Raw genomic sequence first — 22884 nt, forward strand, 5'->3', positions numbered from 1 at the left:
ATGAGTGTGACCATGACGGAAGACCATCTCGATGCCGCCCGCGTCGCTGCCGTGCTGGCGCGCGTGGCGGCGCAGCGGCCGCGCGTGCAATGCCTGACCAACACGGTGGCGCAGAACATCACGGCCAACATGCTGCTCGCCTTCGGGGCCATTCCCTCGATGGCGATCCATGTCGACGAGGTCGCGGCGATGGCCGACGGCGCGGGCGCGATCCTGATCAATATCGGTACGATCAACGCCGAGAGCGAGCTCGCCATTCCCAAGCTGCTGGAAGTGGCGCGCGACAAGGCCAAGCCGCTGGTCTTCGACCCCGTCTTCGTCGAGCTCTCGCCCCTGCGCCAGCATGTGGCGCGCGAGGTGCTGCGCTTGCGCAACATCGTGGTGCGCGGCAACGCGACCGAGATGGCGGCGCTCGACGATGCGCTCCAGGCCGCTCGCGAGCATGATCTGACGCTGGTCACGACCGGCAAGGTCGACCGTATCGAAGGCCCGCGCGGCGCGTTCTCGGTCGCGCATGGCCACCCCCTGATGACGAAGGTCACCGGCGTCGGCTGTGCCGCCGGCGCCCTGATCGCGGCGGCTTGCGCGGTCGAGAGCAACCCTGCCCTGGCGGCGGCCGCAGCGTTGACCGCCTACGGCATCGCCGGCGAGATCGCGGCAGAACGCAGCAATGGTCCCGGCAGCTTTGCTGTCGCGCTGATCGACGCGCTGGCGGGCATCGACGAGGCCACGCTGCGGGCACGGATGTCCGCTTGAAGACGAAACATCGTCATTGCGAGCGCAGCGAAGCAATCCAGGGGCCGTCGAGCGAGCCCTTCTGGATTGCTTCGCTGCTCTCGCAATGACGGAGAGGACAAACCAATGACGCTTGATATCCTGCTCTACGGCCTGGTCGATCCGCAGATCGCCAGGGGCCGCTCGCTTGCCGACCTCGCCCGGGCGGCGGCCAAAGGTGGCGCGACGCTGATCCAGTACCGCGCCAAAGCGGCCTCGACGCGCGAGATGGTGCGGGAGGCCCGGGCGATCCATGCTGCGCTCGCCGGCACCGGCGTGCCGCTCTTGATCAACGACCGCGTCGATGTCGCTTTGACGGCCGGCGCGGAAGGCGTCCATCTGGGCGCCGACGACATGGAGCTTGCCGACGCCCGCCGCCTGCTCGGCGAGAACGCGATCATCGGCGCGACGCTGGGAGAGGCGGCGGAATTGCCCTATCTCGCCGCCGCGCGCATCGATTATGCCTGCATCGGCCCGGTCTTCGCCACGCAGCACAAGGACGATGCCGACATCCCGCTCGGCCTCGACGGCTACGCTGCGCTGCGGCGGCAGGCAGCCGAGGTGCTGGGTTTACTCCCGGTCGGAGCGATCGCCGGCATCAATGCGAGCAACGCCGCCTCGGTGATGGCCGCCGGCGCGGACGGGGTCGCCGTGATCGGCGCGATGTTCGGGACCGACGATGTCGAGGGCGCGACGCGGGCGTTGCGGGCTGCGGTGGGAATGAGCCCGCCTCGCTGATCACATACGCCCGTCATGCCGGACGCAGCGAAGCGGAGATCCGAGATCCATCGTAGAGTGCGGTGGCCTCCGATGGATCCCGGGTCAAGCCCGGGATGACGCACGGATGAAAATTCCGTCGAGACTTACTGCGTCTGTGTCTGCGTCGGCGTGAGCGGCAGCGGAGCTGGCTTCGGATGCGGCTTGGGCTTGGCGGCGGGCTTCGGCTCACTGGTGATGCCGAGACGCGCCCGGATCGATGCCGCCCGCGCCTCGGTGACGCGCGCACCGCAGAAGCCGAGCGAGCCCTCGCGCTGGAAGTCGCGGCAGGTCAGTTCGCGCTCGGCCGAAAAGCTCGCCTGTTCGCGCGCGATGGCGCGCTGGTCGACCGCATCGCCCTTGGCGCCGAGCACACGATAGCCCTCGCGCACTGCTCTTTCAGCCGTGCCGCGCTCGGATTCGATCTCCTTGGCGCGAGAGACGAGCGTGCGCGAATCCGGCCCCCACAGGCCGCGCGGATCGATCCGACAGGCGGCGGCCTCGACGACGCAGGGCTGCGCCGGTTCGACCACGAGGAAAGCGCCGTCGAGCACGTCGAAGACGATCGGGCAGATCGAGGCCTCGAGCTTATAGCGCGGTACGCCGGCGGGTCTTCCCAGCGATGTCAGCGGCACCGGCGCATCGCCGAGCGAGATCGCGCAAGGCTCGACCAGATTGCTGGCCTGGAATCCCTCGGCCTTGAGTTTCAGCCCGTAGCCCGCCGCGGTCTTCTCGAAGACCGCCTCGCCGAAGCCGCCATTGCGCCTGAGCGTCCGGCCAATGATCGCCTCCTCGCCCGCGACCTTGATTGCCGGCATCACATGGGCGCGCGGCGTCGCCGCTGCGCCACCGGAGGCAGGCGGCGCAGCCTGATGGGTGCCGGCCTGGTTCAGCGGCTGGGCGCCGGGCAATTGCAGCGGCTGGGCACATGCGAGCGTCGTCCCATAGGCAAGGGCGAGCAGGGCAAGGCTCGAAGCAAGGCGCAGATGTCGGTTCACGTCACAACCCTGGCGAAGGCTCGACCGAGCGAAGGCATGCAAGTCCAAAAAAGGCTTGGCAAGCCCGGAGAAAGCTTGGGCATTCCGCCTTGAATGACGGGGGCCGCGCCGGCACGCAAGGACACAAGCGCAACACCAGCTGGGAATGATCCGCGTCGCGACCGCGCCCGCCATTGCGAACGCGCCAGATTCTTAATCGGCTCTCGTGTCTTGCAAGGGCGGGAACACCCTCACTATATACGCCGCCAAGAGGCGGTTTAACGACCGTTCGACGTGGAATGCCGGATTCGCTCGCCGCAGCAGGCGGGGGCGGCCCGGTCCATGGGCCGGAAGGCGGCGCCCAGGCGTCGCAGGCCGGCGATCTGCTCAATTTAAAAGGGATCCCCTCCATGGGTAAAGTTATTGGTATCGACCTCGGCACGACAAACTCCTGCGTCGCGGTCATGGAAGGCTCTACACCCAAGGTCATCGAGAATTCGGAAGGTGCACGCACCACGCCGTCGATCGTGGCCATCACCGATGACGGCGAACGCCTCGTCGGCCAGCCGGCCAAGCGCCAGGCTGTCACCAACCCCGAGCGCACCTTCTTCGCGATCAAGCGCCTGATCGGTCGGACCTTCGACGATCCGATGACGCAGAAGGACATGCATCTCGTCCCCTACAAGATCAAGAAGGCGGCTGCGGGCGACGCCTGGGTCGAGGCCGACGGCACCGACTATTCGCCCTCGCAGATCTCGGCCTTCACGCTGACCAAGATGAAGGAGACCGCGGAGGCCTATCTCGGCCAGCCGGTCACCCAGGCCGTCATCACGGTCCCGGCCTATTTCAACGACGCCCAGCGCCAGGCGACGAAGGATGCCGGCCGCATCGCCGGCCTGGAAGTGCTGCGCATCATCAACGAGCCGACCGCGGCAGCGCTCGCCTATGGCCTCGACAAGAAGTCGGCCGGCACGATCGCGGTCTATGACCTCGGCGGCGGCACCTTCGACGTCTCGATCCTCGAGATCGGCGACGGCGTCTTCGAGGTGAAGTCGACCAATGGCGACACCTTCCTCGGCGGCGAGGATTTCGACATGCGCCTCGTCGAATATCTCGCAGATGAGTTCAAGCGCGAGCAGGGCATCGACCTGAAGAAGGACAAGCTCGCCCTGCAGCGCCTGAAGGAAGCCGCCGAGAAGGCCAAGATCGAGCTCTCGACCACGGCCCAGACCGAGATCAACCTGCCCTACATCACGGCTGACGCGTCCGGGCCGAAGCATCTCGCCATCAAGCTCTCGCGCGCCAAGTTCGAGAGCCTGGTCGACGATCTCGTCCAGCGCACCATCGAGCCCTGCAAGAAGGCGCTCAAGGATGCCGGTCTTTCGGCGGGCCAGATCGACGAGGTCGTTCTCGTCGGCGGTATGACCCGCATGCCGAAGGTCCAGGAGGTCGTGAAGCAGTTCTTCGGCAAGGAGCCGCATAAGGGCGTCAACCCGGACGAGGTCGTCGCCATCGGCGCCGCGATCCAGGCCGGCGTGCTGCAGGGCGACGTCAAGGACGTGCTCCTGCTGGACGTGACCCCGCTTTCGCTCGGCATCGAGACGCTGGGCGGCGTGTTCACGCGCCTGATCGACCGCAACACCACGATCCCGACCAAGAAGAGCCAGGTCTTCTCCACTGCCGAGGACAATCAGCAGGCGGTGACGATCCGGGTCTTCCAGGGCGAGCGCGAGATGGCGGCCGACAACAAGATGCTCGGCCAGTTCGACCTGATGGGCATTCCGCCCTCCCCGCGCGGCATGCCGCAGATCGAGGTGACCTTCGACATCGACGCCAACGGCATCGTCTCGGTGACGGCGAAGGACAAGGCCACCAACAAGGAGCAGCAGATCCGCATCCAGGCGTCTGGTGGACTGTCGGAGGCCGACATCCAGAAGATGGTCAAGGATGCCGAGGCCAATGCCGGCGAGGACAAGAAACGCCGCGAGCTGGTCGAGGCCAAGAACCAGGGCGAAAGCCTGGTGCACTCGACCGAGAAGTCGCTGAAGGACTATGGCGACAAGGTCACGGCCGCCGACAAGACAGCGATCGAGACCGCGCTCGACGCGCTGAAGGCGGCCCTGGCGGAAGACAACGCCGAGACCATCTCGGCGCGCACCACCGACCTGATGCAGGCCTCGATGAAGCTGGGCGAAGCCATGTATGCGGCGAGCCAGGCGGAGGGCGCCGCAGCGGCCGATGGCGGCGACGAGCATGCGGCTGAAGCCAAGAAGGACGACGTCATCGACGCCGACTTCAAGGACGTCAGCGACGACAAGGGCGACAAGAAGAAGAGCGCCTGATTGCACGACTCCTTTCGCTGAGCGACATGGCCGGGCTTGACCCGGCCATTGCGTTCGCAGAAGGCGTCCTGAAGGAAGATATCGCTCTTCTGTCGGAGATGGCCGGGCCTGAGCCCGGCCATGATTTCGAGGAGTGCGAAGGGGCGACTATTTGATGTCCAAGCGCGACTATTACGAAATCCTCGGCGTTTCAAAGACCGCGAGCGATGCGGAACTGAAGAGTTCCTTCCGCAAGCAGGCGATGCAATGCCATCCTGATCGTCATCCCGGCGACAAGGGGGCGGAGGCCAAGTTCAAGGAACTGAACGAGGCCTATCAGATCCTGTCCGACGAGCAGAAGCGCGCGGCCTATGATCGCTTCGGCCACCAGGCTTTCGAGAATGGCGGCGGGGGCGGCGGCAATCCCGATTTCTCCGACTTCATGTCGGACATCTTCGACTCCTTCTTCGGCGATGCCAGGGGCGGTGGACGCGGCGGCGCGCGCGCAGCCAATGGCCGCGAGCGCGGCGCCGATCTGCGTTACAATCTAGAGATCGGCCTCGAGGACGCCTTCACCGGCAAGAACGCCTCGATCCGCGTGCCGACCTCGATCGCCTGCGAGGCCTGCTCTGGCACCGGCGCCAAGCCGGGCTCCAAATCGCGGCAATGCCCGACCTGCGGCGGCCATGGCCGGGTGCGCGCCAATCAGGGCTTCTTCTCGGTCGAGCGCACCTGCCCGACCTGCAATGGCCGCGGCGAGATCATCGACGACCCCTGCAAGATCTGCCAGGGCGCGGGCCGGGTCACGCGCGAGCGCACGCTTGCCGTCAATATCCCGGCCGGCGTCGAGGACGGCACCCGCATCCGCCTCGCCGGCGAGGGCGAAGCCGGCCTGCGCGGCGGACCGGCGGGCGACCTCTACATCTTCCTCTCGATCAGGCCGCACGCGATCTTCCAGCGTGACGGGGCCGATCTGTTCTGCCGCGTGCCTCTCGGCCTGACCTCGGCCGCGCTGGGTGGCGAGATCGAAGTGCCGACGCTGACCGGCGAGCAGGCCCGTGTGAAGATTCCCGAGGGCACGCAGACCGGCAAGCAGTTCCGCCTCAAGGGCAAGGGCATGAGCGTGCTGCGCTCGCGCGAGGTCGGCGACCTCTACATCCAGGTGTTGATCGAGACGCCGCAAAAGCTCACCGCCCGTCAGCGCGAATTGCTGCTGGAGTTCGAGCGCGAGAGCTCGCATTCGACCCATCCCGAAGCCGCCGGCTTCTTCGGCCGCGTGAAGGACTTTCTGGGCGGGCTCGGCGGCGCGGCTTGAGGCAGCCGTTCCTTCGCGCCAGCGTCACAACACCCGCCATGTCATCCCGAGCGTAGCGAAGCGAAGACCCGGGATCCATTCCGGAACGCAAACGGGATAGGCTCCGGCATGGATCCCGGATCGGCGCCGCTGCGCGGCTTGTCCGGGATGACGGCGCAGATGTAATTTCAGGCTCAACAGAAAAACGGGCCGCCTTCCGGCAGCCCGTTCTTCGATCGAAGCCTGACCGCAATCAGACCTTGTCGATCACCTTCTTGATGACGTCCTTGCCCTTGCCGAGCGCCTGCTGGGCCTCGCCCTTGCGCTCCTGCGCCATGCCCTCGGCCTGGAGCCCGGGCTTGCTCAGCGCCTTGCCGGCGGCCTGCTTGACGTTACCGGCGGCCTCATTGGCCATGCCCTTGATCTTGTCGGCGGTGCTACCCATCGTCTTGATCCTTCTCTCGAATTTGCGCCGTCCATACGGCCTGAGACCAAGAAACAAGCGGGTGTAAGGAAGGTTCCCAGGAACTTCCGGTCGTTCAAGGCGTGCCCGGCGCCGCACTGGAGACGCTTTGCGCCACGATTGCGCGCAAGGCCTCGCCCGTCGCAGCGTTTGCCGGGAAGAAGGTCTCCAGCGCCAGTTCGGACAGCGTGATGTCTACCGGTGTGCCGAAAACCGTCGTCGTCGAGATCAGGGACAAGACCGTCTCGCCCAATTGCAATTGCAGCGGCACCACGATGGCAGGCTCCGCTTCGACGTCCTGCGCATGGCCCTTGCGCGCTGGCTGGACCGGTGCGGGATAAGTCAGCAATTCCGCCAGGAGATCGGCCAGCACCGGATCGGCTGTAGCCCTGATCTGCTGGCGCAGGCGCGCCAGCAGATGCATCCGCCACTCGCCCAGATTCACGATGAGCGGGGCGAGCCCGGCCGGATGCAACGAGAGCCGTAGCACGTTGACAGGTGGCCGCAGCAGGTCAACATCCGCGATCAGGCCAAGCAGCGGCGCAATCGCAGCGTTGGCGGCGAGCAGCGTCCAGTGGCGGTCCACTGCCAGCGCCGGATAGGGCTCGTGGCCCTTGAGCACGAGGTCGATCGCGGCCTTCGCCGCCTGCAGGCCGGGATCCTCCAGGGTGCGCTCCAGATAGACCGGCGCATAGCCCGCCGCCAGCAGCAGCGCATTGCGCTCGCGCAGCGGCACGCCGAGATGCTCGCAAAGCAGCAGGACCATGTCGCGGCTCGGCTGCGAGCGGCCGCTTTCGAGGAAACTGAGATGCTTCTGCGAGATCTCGGCCTCGAGCGCGAGATCGAGCTGGCTGAGCCGTCGCAATTGCCGCCAATCGCGGATGAGCGAGCCGACCATGGGCTGATGATGCTTGTTCATGACGCCAAACCTATCCCAGCACGGCCCGCTTTCAATTACCTCGCGCTTAATCGACCCACCGACACGATCCCGTCAGCATGGCCTCCATCGACCACGGCCAGAGCGGCTCAAGACCGCCCCGGCCACAATCAAGGAGACCGAAGCGATGTCCATGATCCAATCCTCGCGCTTCCTGCGGAACGCCCTTGCCGCTGACGCTGCCGCCTGCGCCGCGACCGGCCTGCTGCTTGCCGCGGCCGCCGGGCCGCTCTCCGAGCTGCTCGGCTTCCCCACAAGCTTCCTGCGCGGAGCCGGCCTCATGCTCCTGCCCTGTGCGGCGCTGCTCGCCTGGTTCTGCGCCCGCGAAACCCTGCCGCGCCCGGCCGTCTATGCCGTGATCGGCGTCAACATCCTCTGGGTCGCCGACAGCATCGCGATCCTGGTCGCGGGCTGGTTCCAGCCGAGCGGGCTCGGCATCGCGTTCGTGCTGGCGCAAGCCGCAGCCGTCGCACTGATCACGGAGCTCGAGATTATCGGCCTGAAGCGCTCGGCGGCCGTCTCGGCAGGCGGACTCGCGGCGTAGTCGGCGCAGCCCCACCCCGATACGAAAAAGCCCCGGATGCACGCATCCGGGGCAGGTGCCTGACCGCGATCGGGGCCAGGTGGGGAGGAAGCGTTACCAGCCGGCGAGCACCGCGCCCTTGAAGCGCTCGGCGACGAAAGCCTTGATCTCGGGGGTATGATAGGCGTCGACCAGGGTCTTGACCCAGGGCTTGTCCTTGTCGGCGGCGCGGACCGCGATGACGTTGACGTAAGGGCCCTTCGGATCCTCGCGCAGGATTGCCGAGGTCGGCTCGATCTTGGCGTCGACGGCGTAGTTGGTGTTGATCGCGGCGGCGGCCACGTCGGCGAGCGAACGCGGGGTCTGCGCCGCCTCGATCTCGATGACCTTCAGCTTCTTCGGGTTCGAGACGATGTCGGCCGGGCCCGGCTTGAAGCCGACACCGTCCTTCAACTTGATGATGCCCTTGTCCTGCAGCAGCAGGAGCGAGCGGCCGCCATTGGTCGGATCGTTCTGGATGGCGATGGTGGCGCCGTCCGGCACCTCGCCCCAGCTCTTGTACTTGGCCGAGTAGATGCCGAGCGGGAAGTTCACGGTCAGGCCGACGCTGACGATCTTGTAGCCGCGATCCTTCACCTGGTTGTCGAGATAGGGCTGATTCTGGAAGGAGTTGGCCTCCAGCTCGCCGGCGTCGAGCGCCTGGTTCGGCACGACATAGTCGGAGAATTCGATGATCTTGAGATCGATGCCCTGCTTGGCGACGAGCGGCTTCAGCTTCTCCAGGATCTCGGCATGGGGGCCGGGCGAGGCGCCGATGCGCACGAGTTGGGTCTGCTGGGCGAGCGCGGGAACGGCGAGCGTCAGAGCAAGGACGGCGGAGGCTGCCAGCGTGGCGCGACGGGTGACGATGGACATGGGATGGGCTCCTGTGAGGATGATGAAGGTTCGCGTTTCAATTTCAGCCCTCATCCTGAGGAGCCGCGTAGCGGCGTCCCGAAGGATGCTCCAGAGGTTGCGGAGCATCCGGGACCATCCTTCGAGACGCGCCTGCGGCGCTCCTCAGGATGAGGGCTGAGATATATGGGGCCTGGGGTTTGATTGGGGTGAAGCGGTTCAGGCGTGGCGCAGGCGCTTGTTGAGGTGACGGGCGAGCCGGTCCCCGATGCTCTGGACGGTCTGGACCAGAACGATCAGGACGGCGACGACGGCGGCCATGACATCGGGCATGAAGCGCTGATAGCCGTAGCGGATGCCGAGATCGCCGAGCCCGCCGCCGCCGACCGCGCCGACCATGGCGGAAAAGCCGAGCAGGCTGACGATGGCGAGCGTGAGCCCCAGCACGATCGCAGGCAGCGCCTCAGGCACCAAGACCTTGCGCACGATCTGGACCGGCGTCGCGCCCATCGAGCGGGCAGCCTCGACGAGGCCCTGATCGACCTCGCGGATCGCCCCCTCGATCAACCGCGCGATGAAGGGCGTGGAGGCGACCGTCAAGGGCACGATCGCGGCCGCAGTGCCGATCGAGGTTCCCGCCAGCAAGCGCGTGAACGGGATGATCGCGACGACGAGGATGATGAAAGGCGTCGAGCGCGTGGCGTTGACGAGCGCGCCGAGCACCGCGTTGGCGAAGGGCGCGGCAAACAATTCGCCGCGCTTGCTCGTCGCCAGGAAGACGCCGAGCGGCAATCCCAGCAAGGTGCCGATCCCGGCCGCGACCGCGACCATGGTCAGCGTGTCGGCCGTGGCCTGGAGGATGAGCCGGATGATGTCAGGAGACATGGCCGATGACCTCCACCTTGAGTTCGAGGCTTTTCAGCGCGCCGAGCACGGCGCCGAGTTCAGGCTCGCGCGCCGGCACCGAGACCAGCAGGCTGCCAAAGGGCTTGCCGGCGATGGCGTCGATGCGCCCGGCCAGGATGTTGACGTCGACGCCGATGATCGAGCTCAACCGGCTGATCACCGGGGCCGTCGCATTCTCGCCGGTGAAGGTGATGCGCAGCACCGCGGCATCGCCCGGTCGCGGCTCGGTGCGCAGACGGCCGGCGAGATGAGCCGGCAGGTCGACGCCGGTCACCGCCTCGACGAAACGCGCCGTGGTCGGGTGCTTGGGCTGCGTCAGCACGGAGAAGGTATCGCCCTCCTCGACGATACGGCCACCCTCGATCACCGCGACGCGATCGCAGATTTCCTTGATGACGGGAATCTCGTGAGTGATCAGCAGGATGGTGACGCCGAGCTCGCGGTTGACCTGCTTGAGCAGCGCCAGGATCGATTGCGTCGTCTCGGGATCGAGCGCCGAGGTCGCCTCGTCGCAGAGCAGCACCTTCGGCTCGGTTGCGAGCGCACGGGCGATGCCGACACGCTGCTTCTGGCCGCCGGACAGTTCGGCCGGATAGCGCTCGCGCTTGTCGGCGAGGCCGACGAGATCGAGCAGGCGCTCGACCTGGGTCGTGATCTCCGCCCTGGGCGTGCCGGCGATCTCCAGAGGCAGCGCGACATTGTCGAACACCGTGCGCGAGGAGAGCAGGTTGAAATGCTGGAAGATCATGCCGGTCGTGCGGCGCCGCGCCCGCCAGCCGGCCTCGCTCAAGCCGGTGACGTCCTCGCCCTCGATCAGAATGCGGCCGGAGCTGGCGCGCTCCAGCCCGTTGACCAAGCGGATCAATGTCGACTTGCCGGCACCGGAGCGACCGATGACGCCGACGATCGCGCCCTTGGGCACATCGAGATCGATGCCCGCGAGCGCTTCGACCTCGCTTTGGCCGCGACGGCCGGCAAAGACCTTGCCAACCCGCTCGAAGCGGATGATCGGCTCAGGCAATGGCGGGATATCGATCCCGACGCGAAAGGCGTCGGGTTTCAAGGGGGCGTTCATCATGGCCTCAGAAATGGGTGTGGCAGGACCAGTGGGCAATGCCGAGCTGTTCGTGCGTCACATCATGGATGGATTGGCGCAGGGCCTCATCATTCGCGGGATCGCGACCTGTCTGCGCAGGCACCGCCCTGGCGAACCAGGACGACAGCCAGCGCCAGAGAAAGGCGAGCAGTCCCATCCGGCGGCCTCGTCAGGCTGCCAGCCGCGTCGCGCTGTGGCGGCGCGGAGCGGCGAGCTGACGGGCGGCGAGCTCGGCTGCACCAGGCGTGGCGAAGCGATGGCCCTCGAGCGCATGGAACGCAGCCGATGCGGCAATGAAGGTGAAATAGCGCTCGTCGGGACGGCGATTGACCAGACCCGCCTGGGTCTCGCCGACCTCGATGACATAAGCCTGCGAGGCTTGGACTTGCGAGCCCTGAGTCTGCTGGCCGTGACTGGATTGCGTGTATGACATGGTTCTGCCTCCGCCGCTCTTGCGGCGCTTGATGGACATCTGACGGATGGAAGAGAGCCGGTGAGCCGGCCTTCAGCGCAGGATCAGCGTCGACAACAGCCCATATCGCGGGCGAGGCGGGGTTCGTCAGGTCGAACGGTCAGCATAGCCATGGTCTTCTCCTCATAACTGGAGCCCACGACCACGTCGTGGCGCTTTAGCGTTTGGTGACGCGGCGCAAGCTGCTCGCTCAAATCCCCGCGGCCATCGAACCAAGCCCGATGACAAGCCGTAATTTGGCCGGATATATCCTCTTTGTCAACCCAATCGTTCTTTTAAAGAAACGGGACGGAAGAAAAGAATTTTCCCGCAAACGGCGTCGCGGCGGAGAATCCATCGCCGAAGCACTGCGCCCGTCACTGCGACAGTGCGCGGCTTGACGGGTGCGAGGATGCGGGTGCATTTGCCCGATATGCCGGCTCTCGCCCCCCTGCTCGCGCGACTGCGCCGCTCTGCGCTCGGAGCCTGGCTCGCTGTCGCCTATGCGCTGGCGGTGCTGGCTGCGGGACTGGCGCCTTCGGCTGCGCTCGCCCATCCCGGCCTCGACGGCGCGCTGCTCTGTTCCGGATTGAGTGCTCCCGGACCTGACGCACCAGAGCCTGCCGGCGAGCTGACGCATTGCAAGGGCTGCCCGGTCAATCCGGTGATCGCCGGCCCGGCACCGACCATGCAGGGCATGATCGTCCGGTTGGCCGTTCAGGCATCTGCCCTTCAAACCATCATCCCGGCGCCGCCGCGCATGGCCGCGTTCGGCTTGCCGCAATCGCGCGCGCCGCCGGCGGCCCTCCTCCGTCTCTGACGGCCCCTATCCGCTTTCATTAGGGCAGGCGCCCCAGATCGCCCTGCCGTTTCGCATCCCTGCCCTTCGGGCGTGGTCGATGCAGCCATTCAGGATTTTTCGATGAACACGATTTCGATGAACAAGATCATGCGCATATTCGCGGCCATCGCGCTGGCATTGAGCAGCGCCGCCGCCTTCGCCCATGAATACAAGGCCGGCCCGCTCAAGATCGGCCATCCCTGGTCGCGCGCCACGCCCGCCGGCGCGAAGGTCGGCGGCGGCTATCTCTCGATCGAGAATACGGGATCGACGCCCGACCGGCTGGTCTCGATCTCCGTGCCCTTCGCGGACAGCGTCGAAATGCACGAGATGGCCGTGGTCGACGGCATCATGACCATGCGGCCGCTCGAAAACGGGCTCGCGGTCGCGCCCGGCGCCAAGGTCGAGTTCAAGCCCGGCGGCTATCACATCATGTTCATGGATCTGAAGCAGCCGCTGAAGCAGAACGAGATGCTCAAGGGCGTGCTGAGCTTCGAGAAGGCCGGCACGGTCGAGGTCGCGTTCAAGGTCGAGGCCATGGGAGCCAAGGCCGCCGACCCCAGCGGACATACGCACTGAGGCACAGGCCGCAAAAGCAAGAGCGCGGGGAACCCCTCTCCCGCATCGAAGTCGGGTCTACCCGACTTCGATGCGGGAGAGGGGTTCCCCGCGCTTGATGCCTCACACCTTGGCGCGCGGATCGGTCTTCGCGACGCGCGCCAGCAGGTAGTCGACCTCGGTCTTCGCCTTGGCCGAGATCGACGAACCCGGCTTGCGCTGGGCGTCGCTGGCGAGGATGCCGCGCTTCATCATGGTGTATTTGCGCACGGCGAGGCCGACGCCGAGCTGCTGTTCATAACGCAGCAGCGGCAGATGCGCGTCGAAGATGTCGTGGGCGGCGTCGCGTTGGCCGGCCTTCTGCAGCTTGACCACATCGATCAGCAATTCCGGGAAAGCGTAGCCGGTCATCGCGCCGTCGGCGCCGCGCTCCATCTCGAAATCGAGGAACATGCCGCCATTGCCGGTCAGGATCGAGATCGGCCGCAGCGAGCCCTCGGCCTGGAACTTGCGCAGCGCCGATATCTTCTCCAGCCCCGGCCAGTCCTCATGCTTCAGCATTACGCAAGAGGGGTGGTCCATGACGATCTTGCGGATCACCGCCGGCGTCATGATCACCGAGAGCGTCAGCGGGTAGTCCTGGATGACGAAGGGGATGTCGGTGCCGATCGCCTCCACGGCCTGGGCGTAATAGCCGACGATCTGGTCGTCGGTGCGCAGGGATGGCGGCGGCGCGATCATCACGCCGGCCGCGCCGAGCTCCATCGACTGGCGCGCCAGCGAGCGCATGGCGGCAAAGCCCGGCGCGGAGACGCCGACGATGACCGGCTTTCCGGGCATCTTGGCGACGGCGATCTTGACGATGCCGACCGATTCCTCCGGCTCGAGCTTGGGCGCCTCGCCCATGATGCCGAGCACCGTCGTGCCGTCCGAGCCGATTCGATCGTAGAATTCAAACAGGCGCTCGGTCGAGGTCCAGTCGATCGTACCGTCGGGATTGAACGGCGTCGGCGCGATCGGGAAGACGCCGCTGGCGTCGGGGGTCAGGCTCATGATTCTGGCTTTCGGATGGATTGTGTCGATGGACTTCGATTCGGCTCTCAGACGATGCGGGTGCGCACGCTGCCGATGCCGGCGATCTCGCCTTCCAGCACGTCGCCCTTGACCACCGCCGCGACGCCCTCGGGCGTGCCCGTGAAGATCAGGTCGCCGGGCGCGAGCACGACGAGGCCCGACAGATAGGCGATCGTCTCAGGCACGCTCCAGATCATCTTGGCGAGGTCCGAGCTCTGGCGAGGCACGCCATTGACGACGAGCTCGATCTTGCCGGCGCTGGGATGGCCGACATGGCTCGCCGGCGCGATCTCGCCGATCGGCCCCGAAAGGTCGAAGCCCTTGCTCATGTCCCAGGGCTTGCCGGTCTTCTTGGCGGCGGCCTGCAGGTCGCGCCGCGTCATGTCGAGCCCGGCGGCATAGCCATAGACATGGTTCAGCGCCTCGGCCTCGGGGATGTCATGTCCGCCGGTGCCGATCGCCACGACCAGCTCCATCTCGTGGTGCAGGTCCTTGGTCTTGGTCGGATAAGGCATGTCGGCGCCGTTGATCAGCAGAGCGTCGGCCGGCTTGGTGAAGAAGAACGGCTCCTCACGATCGGGATCGCCGCCCATCTCGCGGGTATGCTCGGCATAGTTCCTGCCGACGCAGAAGACCCGGCGCACGGGGAAGAGCCCGCCGCCGGCGACCGGCACCGCGGTGACGGCAGGCGGATCGATCACGTAATTCGTCATGGCTCGGGGCTCCTTCGGATATTTCCGCTGCCGTTCATGCGGGAGTGGGGCGTGCGGGGCAAGGGCCTCGACTCTCGGGACGGGGCTGCATCTGCGACATCGCAAAGACCGGCGCAAGGGCGTTTTGCGGCGCATCATTGCAACCATAGCGGATTGCCCCCTACAGTATGGCCGGGTCGGCATGAGCCGGCCTGAACTGAGACTGAAGGAACAGCACGTGAGCACGGGTACCGTGAAATGGTTCAACGAAACCAAGGGCTACGGATTCATCACGCCTGATCAGGGCGGCAGCGATGTTTTCGTGCATATCAGCGCGGTCGAGCGCTCTGGCATGCGCGGCCTGAACGAAGGTCAGAAGATCAGCTACGATCTCGAGGCCGACCGCAAGACCGGCAAGTCCTCGGCGGTCAATCTCAAGACTGCGTGAGACAACCCCTAGACGGGAGGCCGATCGGCGGCGTCGCTTCCCGAGCCAATGCGAATCTCTATCGATCTACCAGGACTGAAGACGATTCCCGGCATGCCCGTCGCCAAGAGGCGGCGGTCGAAGGGCAAGGGCCAGCCCCAATGGCCCGATTTTCGCGGCGGCTTCTTGTTGGCTGCGACCCGGTAGTTAGCTGCGACCTGGCGCCGGCCGAAACAGCCGGCCCTTCTCCGCCACCAGCACGATCCCCAGCGCGGCCAACCCGCACAGCGAGAAGCCCAGCGTCAGCGGCACCACCGTGCCGTCGAAATGCTGGCCGATATAGAAGCCGATCAGCGCGCCGCCGACCGTGGTGACGAAGCCCTGCACCGAGGAGGCCGTGCCCGCGACATGGCCGAGCGGGTCCATGGCGAGCGCGCCGAAATTCGGCGCCAGCAGGCCGAAGCAGAACATCGCGCCGCCCTGCAGGACCGTGAAGCTCCAGAGCGATTCATGCCCCGCCAGCGCGATCAGCGCATGCGTGCCGGTGAAGGCGATATAGCCCAGCAGCGCCGCATGCGAGACCCGGCGCATGCCCAGCCTGACGACGATGCGCGAATTCACCAGCGAGGCCACCGCCATGAAGCCCGCGATCAGCGCGAAGATGATGGTGAAGAGCTGTGGCGCCGCGAAGACGTCGACGAAGACCTGCTGCGCCGAGTTGATGAAACCGAACAGTCCACCGATGACGAAGGCCATGGCCGACATGTAGCCGACCGCGACGCGCGTCGTCAGCGTGGTGCGGAAGGCAGCGACGACGCTGTGGAACTCGATCGGCTTGCGATCCTCCTCATGCAGCGTCTCGGGCAGCTTGAAGGCGGCCCAGAGCATCACCGAGGCGCCGAAGATCGTCAGCACGCCAAAGATCCAGCGCCAGGGCGCGACCCAGAGGATGGCCTGGCCGATCGACGGGGCGAGGATCGGTACCGCCAGGAAGACGATCATGGCGAGCGACATCACCCGCGCCATGTCGCGACCGGAATAGCAGTCGCGCACGATCGAGACCGCAAGCACGCGCGTCGCCGCCGCGCCGATGCCCTGGGCGACGCGCGCCCACATCATCGCCTCGAAGGAGCCGGAGAAGGCCGCCGCGATGCTCGCCAGCACATAGAGGCCGAGGCCGAAGAGCAGCACGGGCCTGCGGCCGAAACGGTCCGACAGCGTGCCGTAGACGATCTGCGCAACGCCGAATCCGAGCAGATAGGCGGTGACGATCCATTGCCGGTGATTCGCCTCCATGATGCCGAGCGTCTCGGCCATTTCGGGCAAAGCCGGCAGCATCGAATCGATCGCGAGCGCGTTCGTCGCCATCAGGGCGGCGGTCAGCGTCACGAAGGAACGGAAGCTCATGCCGTGGCGCGGCAGGGCGGGGTCTGCGATTGCGGTCATGTCAGCCTGTGCGGGCGCTCATCCGCGCAAGGCGGATCTGGAAAAGCTCAATTGCCCCCTGGAGCGCCGAGTTTTATGCCCTCCGCCAATGCGGGACAACCCGGCTTTGCTGCAGCGCGTCATGCACCGAGCGGGAAGCGCGCTGGAGCCATCTCCGATCCAGCCGGATCGAAGATGGCTCCAGCAGCTTTGTCTCAACGCGTTTTCTTCACGCGAACCGGTGCCCACTTCGCTCGAAAACGCTCTGGAGCAATGTCTCAACGCGTTTTCTTCACGCGAACCGGTGCCCACTTCGCTCGAAAACGCTCCGGAGCAATCTCCGATCCAGCTGGATCGAAAATGGCTCCAGCAGCTTTGTCTCAACGCATTTTCTTCACGCGAACCGGTGCCCGCTTCGCTCGAAAACGCTTCAGGCCTGCTTCCGCTGCTCGGCGATCAGGGCGTCGTCGATCTCGTCGGCCCGCAACGCCGCCGGGCGGTCGGAGATGCGCTTGCCATAGGCCTCGAAGGCCGGGCGCTTCTCGATCGAGCCGAATTGCAGGCCCCAGAGGATCTGCGAGCCGAGATAGACATCGGCCGCGCTGAAATGCTCGCCCAGCAGAAATTCGCCCGCCGTCACCGCCTGCTCAAGCGTGTCCATGACGTCGGCGAAGCTGCCATAGCCGATCATGCGGGCCCTGTCGGCGGGCACCTCGAAACCCAGCGCCTTGTTACTCACCGCCGCCTCCATCGGCCCCGCGCCGAAGAACAGCCAGCGATAATAGGGTCCGCGCAGCTTGCTGCCCGGCGCGGGCGCGAGGCCGGCCTGCGGGAAGGCGTCGGCGAGATAGGCGCAGATCGCGGCGCATTCGGTGACGACCATGTCGCCATGCTTCAGCGCCGGCACCTTGCCCATTGGATTGACAGCCTTATAGGCGCCCTTCATCGGCGGGCCGAAACCCAGGATCTCGGCGCGATAGGGCACCCCCACCTCCTCCAGCATCCAGCGCGCGATCCGGCCGCGCGACATCGGGTTGGTGTAGAGCACGAGCTCGTCGGACATGGTGTTCTCCCTGGTCTTGTCGTTCCCGGGATCATAGCCCGACGAGATGGCGCGACCATGTCAGCAGCGTTTTGTTGCAGCATCAGCCCGCGTATTCGGGCAGAGCTTCGACCTTGCATCGGCTTATCCCGAATAACCGGTTCCCACTTTTCGGGCCAATGCTCTATCCTTGCCCGCGAACACGGCGCGGAGCCTCATGGATTTGTCGACAGCGCAGCGCGCAACGGTCACGGATGGCAAGATGACCATCGCCGGCATACCCGGCCACTTCGTGCAGGCGCCGGCGCGCCGGCTCACGCTGGAGGCAAGCGGGCTTGTCGCGCTGTCAGGCTATGCGCTGCGCGACGGCGCGCTGGCCAATGACGGCCGGATCGCCGCGCAGGCAAGGCTGCCCGAGGACAGCCTCGGCCGGGCCGGCCTCAGCGAGGAAGCCGGTGAGATGCCGCTCGCGATTCGCGCCTTGCCCGAGGGCGGCACGGCGGTGCGCATGCTGCTCGTGCTGGCGCATGGCCAGGAGGAGCCGGGCTATCACGCCACGCTCTGGCTGCCCGACGAGATTTTTTCCGCCCTGAAGCAGGACGTCGAGGCCGGCCGCGCCGGGCGGCTCTCGCTTGTCGCCACCACGAGCCTCTGGCTCGACGAGGCGGAGCGCGACGCACCTGCCGAGCGCCGCGTCGCCTGGCGGCTCGGGCCGGGGTCCGACGACGAGGGCAGCGCCCCGGCGCGCGGCCTGGTCGAGCGTATCGCCTGGAGCGCGGCGGCCCCGGCGCCCGCGCTCGCCCCGGCCGAAGAGGAGCCGGAGGAGACGGTGACCGAGGCCCTGACGCGCCTGAACTGGAGCCTGAAGCAGATCGCGCTGGTGCTGGTCTTCCTGATGATCGTGGCCGCGTTGAAGTAGCGCTTCGATGTCGCATCCGCGCGAAAAGCGGTCCCCGCTTATCGGGCGGATGCGCTACCCCCATGCCGGCTCTCATCTAAGCGTCAGAGCCGGATCAATGCGAAAAACCGGTTCCCGCTTTTTCGGATCCGGCTCTTGGATCCCTCAGCGGATCGGCGGGGCGTATTGCAGGCCGCCATTGCTCCACAGGGCGTTCTGCCCGCGCGCGATCTTCATCGACGATTGCTGGCCGAGATGGCGCTCGAAGATCTCGCCGTAATTGCCGGCGGTCTTGATCACCTTATAGGCCCAGTCATTGCCGAGGCCGAGCGCCTGGCCGAAGGAGCCTTCGACGCCGAGCAGGCGGCGGATGTCGGGGTTGGTCGACTTGCGCATCTCGTCGGCATTGGCCTGCGTCACCTCGAGCTCCTCGGCCGTGACCAGCGCATACTGGACCCAGCTGACGATATCGAACCACTGGTCGTCGCCATGGCGCACGGCATAGGCGAGCGGCTCCTTCGAGATCGTCTCCGGCAGCACGACATGCTCGGACGGGTTCTTGAAGCGCAGCCGCTCGGCATAGAGGCCGGACTGGTCCGTGGTGAAGACGTCGCAGCGGCCGCTCTCATAGGCCTCGGTCGCCTCGTTGTTGGTGGCGAAGGTCACCGGCTCGAACTTCATGTTGTTCTTGCGGAAATAGTCGGCGGTGTTGAGTTCGGTCGTGGTGCCCTGCTGGATGCAGATCGAGGCGCCGCTCAACTCGCGGGCCGATTTGATGTTCAGGGCCTTCTTCACCATGAACCCCTGGCCGTCATAATAGAACACCGCCCGGAAATTCAGGCCGAGGATGGTGTCGCGGCTCATCGTCCAGGTCGTCGTCGCCGCGATCAGGTCGCTCTCGCCCGATTGCAGCGCGGTGAAGCGATCCTTGGACGAAAGCGAGACGAACTTGACCTTGCTGGCGTCGTCGAAGATCGCGGCGGCGAGCGCATTGCAGAAATCGATGTTGACGCCCTTCCAGGTGCCGCCCGCATCTGCGAGACCGAAGCCTGCGAGCCCGGTGCCGATGCCGCAATTCAGGACGCCGCGCGCCTTGATCGCCTTCAGCGTCTGGGCTTGCGCCTGCCCGCCATATGACAGGCCGAGCGCCAGCAGGAACCCGACCAGAATTCTCCCGTAACGTGCCATTTTTTATCCCCTAGTGAGCGCGCAGCTTGGACGCCAGGTTCGAGGAAACGCCTGCCCGGGCCGAGGGTCAATCACTGATGCTATGATTATTGCCGGGCCCGTATTCATCGGGGGAATATGATCGCGCCTCATACAACCTCCGGCACATTAAGGCCGCGACGCTCTCTTCCCTTCTCCCGCATCAAAGTCGGCTGTTGCCGACTTTGACACTTTGAGTTGCCCATCTCGGGCAAGCCCGAGATGGGCCGGAGAAGGTGGCGCGGAGCGCCGGATGAGGGTGTGCCCTCTCAGCAGGAGGCGCTGCGGGTCCGTCGAACCTCGACAATCGGTGGCACACCCTCATCCCTGCCCTTCTCACTGAACCCGGGTATACCCGGGTTCAGCACTCAGAGTGTCGAAGTCGGTAGACCCGACTTCGATTCGGGAGAAGGGTTCCCCGCGCCCTGCCGCGATAGCAGACACACAGAAAAACGCCCCGCGAGCGATCGCGGGGCGCTTCCTGGATATGTGCCGGCGAGCCGCAGGCGAGGCCCGCCTCGGGCTCAGCTCTTGCTGGGCATCATCTTCATGGCGTTGTCCATGTGGGTGGTGCAGCCCTTCATGTCCTTCTTGGCCATCATCTCCTTGGCCAGGGTCATTTCCTTCATGGCTGCGGTCTTCTTGGTCGCGTCCGCCAGCTTGGAAGCGTCGGTATCCAGCTTGGTCAACTCGGCCTGGGTGCAGGTCACCGGCATTGCGGGCGCCGCAGGCGTTGCGGGCGCGGTGGTCTGCGCCTGAACCGGCGACAGAGCGAGCGCGAAGCCGAGAGCCGCAAGCGTAAGGGTGGTTTTGAACATTGTTTTTCTCCCTGATGAACCGAATGGCCCATATCGGGAAGAACGATTCAGCGATAATTTCGTTCCATTATCTCCGCCATCTGAAGAAAAACATTCTCATATGAAAGCCAAATTCGAAGCTTTGACATAGGCATAGCATTTTAATTTGGTTCTCGACTTAGGATTTCTTTCTCTACCTCTCGATGGTGACCACGAAATATTGCCGGAATCGCAACACCCTTCCCTTGGCCATCGCGACGCAACCTCTCGCGCGCCGGCGCGTTTCCCTTTCTCCCAGGGGAGGCCATCATGTTCGAAATTCTCGCCGCGCCGGATCACGTCGCCGCCTATCGCCTGACGGGCACGCTGACGGAGGCCGATCTCGACGGCGTCGTCGCCGATATCGAGGGCAGGCTGTCGCGCCACGAAAAGCTCGGCATCCTGGCCGATCTGACCGGTTTCGAGGACATGACCTTCCGAGCCGGGCTCAAGGATGCACGCTACGGGCTCAGTATGGTGCGCCGATTGAAGCGCTTTCCGCGCGAGGCGGTGGTCACCGACAAAGGCTGGATCGAGAGCTTCATGGCGATCGCCAATCCGATCATCCCGCATGTCGAGTTGAAATGCTTCAAGCCGGCGGAATTCGATGCGGCGCTGGCCTGGGCAAGCGAGATCGAGGGCGGGCCGGGGGCGTAGAGCGTTTTCGAGCGAAGTGGATACCGGTTCGCGTGAAGAAAACGCGTCAAAACAAAGTCTTAGAGCAGTTTCCGATCCAATTGGATCGGAAACTGCTCTAGCAACCGCTCCCTGAAAACGGCTATCGTCGCCCGGCGGGCGGGGGAGCGCATGGCCAGGATCTGCGTCTACGGCGCCGGCGCGATCGGCTGCTATATCGGCGGGCGGCTGCTGGCTGAAGGGGCCGATCTCGGCTTCGTCGGCCGTCCGCGCAGCGCCGACGAGCTGGCCGAGCATGGGCTGACGCTGACTGATCTCCACGGCGGGCGCTGGCGCGTTCCGCCGGCAGGCATCGCCATGGCGACCGGAGCGGAGGGCGCCGCAACGGCTGATCTCGTTCTGGTCACGGTGAAATCCGCGGCGACGGGCACGGTCGCGGCGGAGCTCGCCCAGGTTTTGCGGCCGGGCGCGCTGGTGGTGAGCTTCCAGAACGGGCTCGGCCATGCCGAGACGCTGCGCGCCGCCCTGCCCGGCCGGACCGTTCTCGCCGGCATGGTGCCGTTCAACGTGGTCTCACCCGGTCCGGGCGTCTTCCACCAGGCCTCGGCGGGCAGGCTCGTCGTCGCCGAGGATGCGGCGCTGGCGCCTTTCCTGCCAGCCTTCGCCACTGCGGGGCTGCCGCTGGAGCAGCACCGCGACATGCTGCCGGTGCAATGGGCCAAGCTGCTCCTCAATCTCAACAATGCCGTCAACGCACTGGCGGATCGGCCGCTGCGCGAAGAGCTCTCGCTGCGGGCCTATCGGCGCTGCCTGGCGCTGGCCCAGGCGGAGGCGCTGGCGCTCCTCGACGAAACCAGCCTGCGCCCGGCCCGGCTGACGCCGCTACCGGCGCGCTGGATCCCGCGCCTGCTCGACACGCCCGACTGGCTCTTCGCCCGACTGGCCGCCCGCATGCTCGCCATCGACCCGACGGCGCGCTCCTCGATGTCGGACGATCTTGCCGCCGGCCGGCCGAGCGAGATCGACTGGATCAATGGCGAGATCGTCCGCCTCGCCGCGCGCCTTGGTCGCAAAGCCCCGGTGAATGCGCGCCTGGTGGCGCTGATCCATGCGGCGGAAGCAAGCACCGAGCGCCCGGCCTGGTCCGGCCCGGCGCTGCTGGCGGAGCTGGAGGCGGCGCTCGCCAGGGCAAGCGAGGTCGAGGGCGGGCCGGGGGCGTGAGGCTCGCTCACCTTCTCCCGCATCAAAGTCGGCTGTTGCCGACTTTGACAGTTTTGGCTGCCCATCTCGGGCAAGCCCGAGATGGGTGGGAGAAGGAAAGAGGCGCTCCCAACATGAACGGCACTGAACTTTTTCGTTCAGACTTCGTTTCAACCTGGCCTGCTCTATTGCGGCATTAAGAAAAACCCGGAGGAATTCATGCGTCTATTTCTGATCGCCGCGGCCATTGCGCTGGGGGCGGCCGTGACGCCAGCGGCAGCGAGCGAGGCCTTCACCGGCACGAGCGGACTCGACAAAGTCGAGGTCGGCTATGCCAGGCACAACCGCGAGCATCGCATGTGGGAAATCCGGCGGCGCCAGGACATGCAGGCCCGGCGCGGCCTTCGCGGCGACGGTCGCGGCTATGGCCACCATCGTGGCGGCCCGCCACCCTGGGCCCCGGCCCATGGCCGCCGCGACCGCGACCGCTGGTAAGCTCCAGCTTTGAGGAAGGGCCCGGCTGCAAGGTCGGGCCTTTTTTGTTTTGGGGATGGTGTCCCCACGCCCGTTTTGAATGGCGACGGAGCTTCGACAGAGAGCCCTCTCCTGTAAGGAGAGGGCAGGGTGAGGTGTAGGCCGTTATCCGGAAGGGACGAG

Annotated in this window: 26 protein-coding genes; 12 read left to right on the forward strand and 14 right to left on the reverse strand. The window is 65.9% G+C overall.

What is annotated here, in order from left to right; translation table 11 throughout:
* On the forward strand, positions 1-756 hold the full coding sequence (locus BMZ97_RS15375; protein ID WP_210188259.1) for a hydroxyethylthiazole kinase: 756 nt from the start codon (positions 1-3) through the stop codon (positions 754-756).
* A 105-nt stretch (positions 757-861) separates the two neighbouring features.
* Positions 862-1512, forward strand: a complete 651-nt coding sequence (thiE, locus tag BMZ97_RS15380; RefSeq protein ID WP_092170940.1) for a thiamine phosphate synthase — start codon at positions 862-864, stop codon at positions 1510-1512.
* A gap of 125 nt (positions 1513-1637) precedes the next feature.
* Here thiE and BMZ97_RS15385 read toward each other — a convergent pair whose 3' ends face one another.
* Positions 1638-2528: a hypothetical protein gene (locus BMZ97_RS15385; RefSeq protein ID WP_092170943.1), complete on the reverse strand. Its 891-nt coding sequence runs from the start codon at positions 2526-2528 to the stop codon at positions 1638-1640.
* A gap of 389 nt (positions 2529-2917) precedes the next feature.
* Between BMZ97_RS15385 and dnaK the strand changes: the two genes are divergently transcribed.
* Positions 2918-4849 carry a molecular chaperone DnaK gene (gene dnaK, locus BMZ97_RS15390; protein WP_092171509.1) on the forward strand — a complete coding sequence of 644 codons (1932 nt, stop codon included), beginning with the start codon at positions 2918-2920 and terminating at the stop codon, positions 4847-4849.
* A 154-nt stretch (positions 4850-5003) separates the two neighbouring features.
* Positions 5004-6143: a molecular chaperone DnaJ gene (dnaJ, locus tag BMZ97_RS15395; protein WP_092170945.1), complete on the forward strand. Its 1140-nt coding sequence runs from the start codon at positions 5004-5006 to the stop codon at positions 6141-6143.
* A 232-nt stretch (positions 6144-6375) separates the two neighbouring features.
* Here the strand turns inward: dnaJ and BMZ97_RS15400 are convergent, their stop codons facing one another.
* Both BMZ97_RS15400 and BMZ97_RS15405 read right to left on the reverse strand, forming a co-directional pair.
* Positions 6376-6567: a CsbD family protein gene (locus BMZ97_RS15400; RefSeq protein ID WP_092170948.1), complete on the reverse strand. Its 192-nt coding sequence runs from the start codon at positions 6565-6567 to the stop codon at positions 6376-6378.
* Between the two features lie 94 nt (positions 6568-6661).
* Positions 6662-7504: a helix-turn-helix transcriptional regulator gene (locus BMZ97_RS15405; RefSeq protein ID WP_092170950.1), complete on the reverse strand. Its 843-nt coding sequence runs from the start codon at positions 7502-7504 to the stop codon at positions 6662-6664.
* A 145-nt stretch (positions 7505-7649) separates the two neighbouring features.
* Here BMZ97_RS15405 and BMZ97_RS15410 point away from each other — a divergent pair, with 145 nt between their 5' ends.
* Entirely contained in the window at positions 7650-8066 is a 417-nt protein-coding gene (locus BMZ97_RS15410) for a hypothetical protein (RefSeq protein WP_092170953.1), read from the forward strand.
* A 93-nt stretch (positions 8067-8159) separates the two neighbouring features.
* Here BMZ97_RS15410 and BMZ97_RS15415 read toward each other — a convergent pair whose 3' ends face one another.
* The 5 genes from BMZ97_RS15415 to BMZ97_RS15430 form a co-directional block, all read right to left on the reverse strand.
* A complete protein-coding gene (locus BMZ97_RS15415; protein ID WP_092170956.1) occupies positions 8160-8960 on the reverse strand; it encodes a MetQ/NlpA family ABC transporter substrate-binding protein in 801 nt (266 codons plus the stop codon).
* Between the two features lie 198 nt (positions 8961-9158).
* Positions 9159-9824 carry a methionine ABC transporter permease gene (locus BMZ97_RS15420; protein WP_092170959.1) on the reverse strand — a complete coding sequence of 222 codons (666 nt, stop codon included), beginning with the start codon at positions 9822-9824 and terminating at the stop codon, positions 9159-9161.
* Complete coding sequence (locus tag BMZ97_RS15425) at positions 9814-10920, reverse strand: methionine ABC transporter ATP-binding protein (RefSeq protein WP_092170962.1); 1107 nt, start codon at positions 10918-10920, stop codon at positions 9814-9816. Before BMZ97_RS15425 ends, BMZ97_RS15420 begins: the two co-directional genes overlap by 11 nt.
* Positions 10921-10927: 7 nt before the next feature.
* Entirely contained in the window at positions 10928-11098 is a 171-nt protein-coding gene (locus BMZ97_RS31265; protein WP_175525570.1) for a hypothetical protein, read from the reverse strand.
* A gap of 12 nt (positions 11099-11110) precedes the next feature.
* A complete protein-coding gene (locus BMZ97_RS15430; RefSeq protein ID WP_092171511.1) occupies positions 11111-11374 on the reverse strand; it encodes a hypothetical protein in 264 nt (87 codons plus the stop codon).
* Positions 11375-11810: 436 nt separating this feature from the next.
* Here BMZ97_RS15430 and BMZ97_RS15435 point away from each other — a divergent pair, with 436 nt between their 5' ends.
* A complete protein-coding gene (locus BMZ97_RS15435) occupies positions 11811-12212 on the forward strand; it encodes a hypothetical protein (RefSeq protein WP_139221227.1) in 402 nt (133 codons plus the stop codon).
* Between the two features lie 102 nt (positions 12213-12314).
* Positions 12315-12812 carry a copper chaperone PCu(A)C gene (locus BMZ97_RS15440; RefSeq protein WP_092171514.1) on the forward strand — a complete coding sequence of 166 codons (498 nt, stop codon included), beginning with the start codon at positions 12315-12317 and terminating at the stop codon, positions 12810-12812.
* A 102-nt stretch (positions 12813-12914) separates the two neighbouring features.
* Here BMZ97_RS15440 and BMZ97_RS15445 read toward each other — a convergent pair whose 3' ends face one another.
* A complete protein-coding gene (locus tag BMZ97_RS15445) occupies positions 12915-13844 on the reverse strand; it encodes a dihydrodipicolinate synthase family protein (protein WP_092170969.1) in 930 nt (309 codons plus the stop codon).
* Positions 13845-13891: 47 nt separating this feature from the next.
* A complete protein-coding gene (locus tag BMZ97_RS15450; protein ID WP_092170972.1) occupies positions 13892-14578 on the reverse strand; it encodes a fumarylacetoacetate hydrolase family protein in 687 nt (228 codons plus the stop codon).
* A 217-nt stretch (positions 14579-14795) separates the two neighbouring features.
* On the opposite strand from BMZ97_RS15450, the gene BMZ97_RS15455 reads away from it, so the two are divergent.
* The gene (locus BMZ97_RS15455) at positions 14796-15005 is read left to right on the forward strand and encodes a cold-shock protein (protein ID WP_054210450.1); all 210 of its coding nucleotides are present in this window, start codon (positions 14796-14798) and stop codon (positions 15003-15005) included.
* A 186-nt stretch (positions 15006-15191) separates the two neighbouring features.
* On the opposite strand, the gene BMZ97_RS15460 is transcribed toward BMZ97_RS15455, so the two are convergent.
* Both BMZ97_RS15460 and BMZ97_RS15465 read right to left on the reverse strand, forming a co-directional pair.
* Positions 15192-16430, reverse strand: coding sequence for a multidrug effflux MFS transporter (locus tag BMZ97_RS15460; protein WP_244546420.1), 1239 nt, complete (start codon positions 16428-16430; stop codon positions 15192-15194).
* A 409-nt stretch (positions 16431-16839) separates the two neighbouring features.
* Positions 16840-17472, reverse strand: coding sequence for a glutathione S-transferase family protein (locus BMZ97_RS15465; RefSeq protein ID WP_092170975.1), 633 nt, complete (start codon positions 17470-17472; stop codon positions 16840-16842).
* A gap of 196 nt (positions 17473-17668) precedes the next feature.
* On the opposite strand from BMZ97_RS15465, the gene BMZ97_RS15470 reads away from it, so the two are divergent.
* Entirely contained in the window at positions 17669-18370 is a 702-nt protein-coding gene (locus tag BMZ97_RS15470) for a hypothetical protein (protein ID WP_092170978.1), read from the forward strand.
* 144 nt (positions 18371-18514) lie between these two features.
* On the opposite strand, the gene BMZ97_RS15475 is transcribed toward BMZ97_RS15470, so the two are convergent.
* Both BMZ97_RS15475 and BMZ97_RS15480 read right to left on the reverse strand, forming a co-directional pair.
* Positions 18515-19537: an amino acid ABC transporter substrate-binding protein gene (locus BMZ97_RS15475; RefSeq protein WP_092170981.1), complete on the reverse strand. Its 1023-nt coding sequence runs from the start codon at positions 19535-19537 to the stop codon at positions 18515-18517.
* A 542-nt stretch (positions 19538-20079) separates the two neighbouring features.
* Positions 20080-20373 carry a hypothetical protein gene (locus tag BMZ97_RS15480; RefSeq protein WP_092170983.1) on the reverse strand — a complete coding sequence of 98 codons (294 nt, stop codon included), beginning with the start codon at positions 20371-20373 and terminating at the stop codon, positions 20080-20082.
* Positions 20374-20661: 288 nt separating this feature from the next.
* On the opposite strand from BMZ97_RS15480, the gene BMZ97_RS15485 reads away from it, so the two are divergent.
* The 3 genes from BMZ97_RS15485 to BMZ97_RS15495 all read left to right on the forward strand — a co-directional run bounded on the left by BMZ97_RS15485 (position 20662) and on the right by BMZ97_RS15495 (position 22722).
* The gene (locus BMZ97_RS15485) at positions 20662-21048 is read left to right on the forward strand and encodes a SpoIIAA family protein (RefSeq protein ID WP_092170986.1); all 387 of its coding nucleotides are present in this window, start codon (positions 20662-20664) and stop codon (positions 21046-21048) included.
* Positions 21049-21198: 150 nt separating this feature from the next.
* Positions 21199-22248 (forward strand): 2-dehydropantoate 2-reductase, encoded by a 1050-nt coding sequence (locus tag BMZ97_RS15490; protein WP_092170989.1) that lies wholly within the window; start codon positions 21199-21201, stop codon positions 22246-22248.
* Between the two features lie 198 nt (positions 22249-22446).
* Complete coding sequence (locus BMZ97_RS15495; RefSeq protein WP_092170993.1) at positions 22447-22722, forward strand: hypothetical protein; 276 nt, start codon at positions 22447-22449, stop codon at positions 22720-22722.
* The last annotated feature ends 162 nt before the right edge of the window (positions 22723-22884 follow it).

The organism is Allobosea sp. OK403, from assembly GCF_900113835.1.
Taxonomy (GTDB): domain Bacteria; phylum Pseudomonadota; class Alphaproteobacteria; order Rhizobiales; family Beijerinckiaceae; genus Allobosea.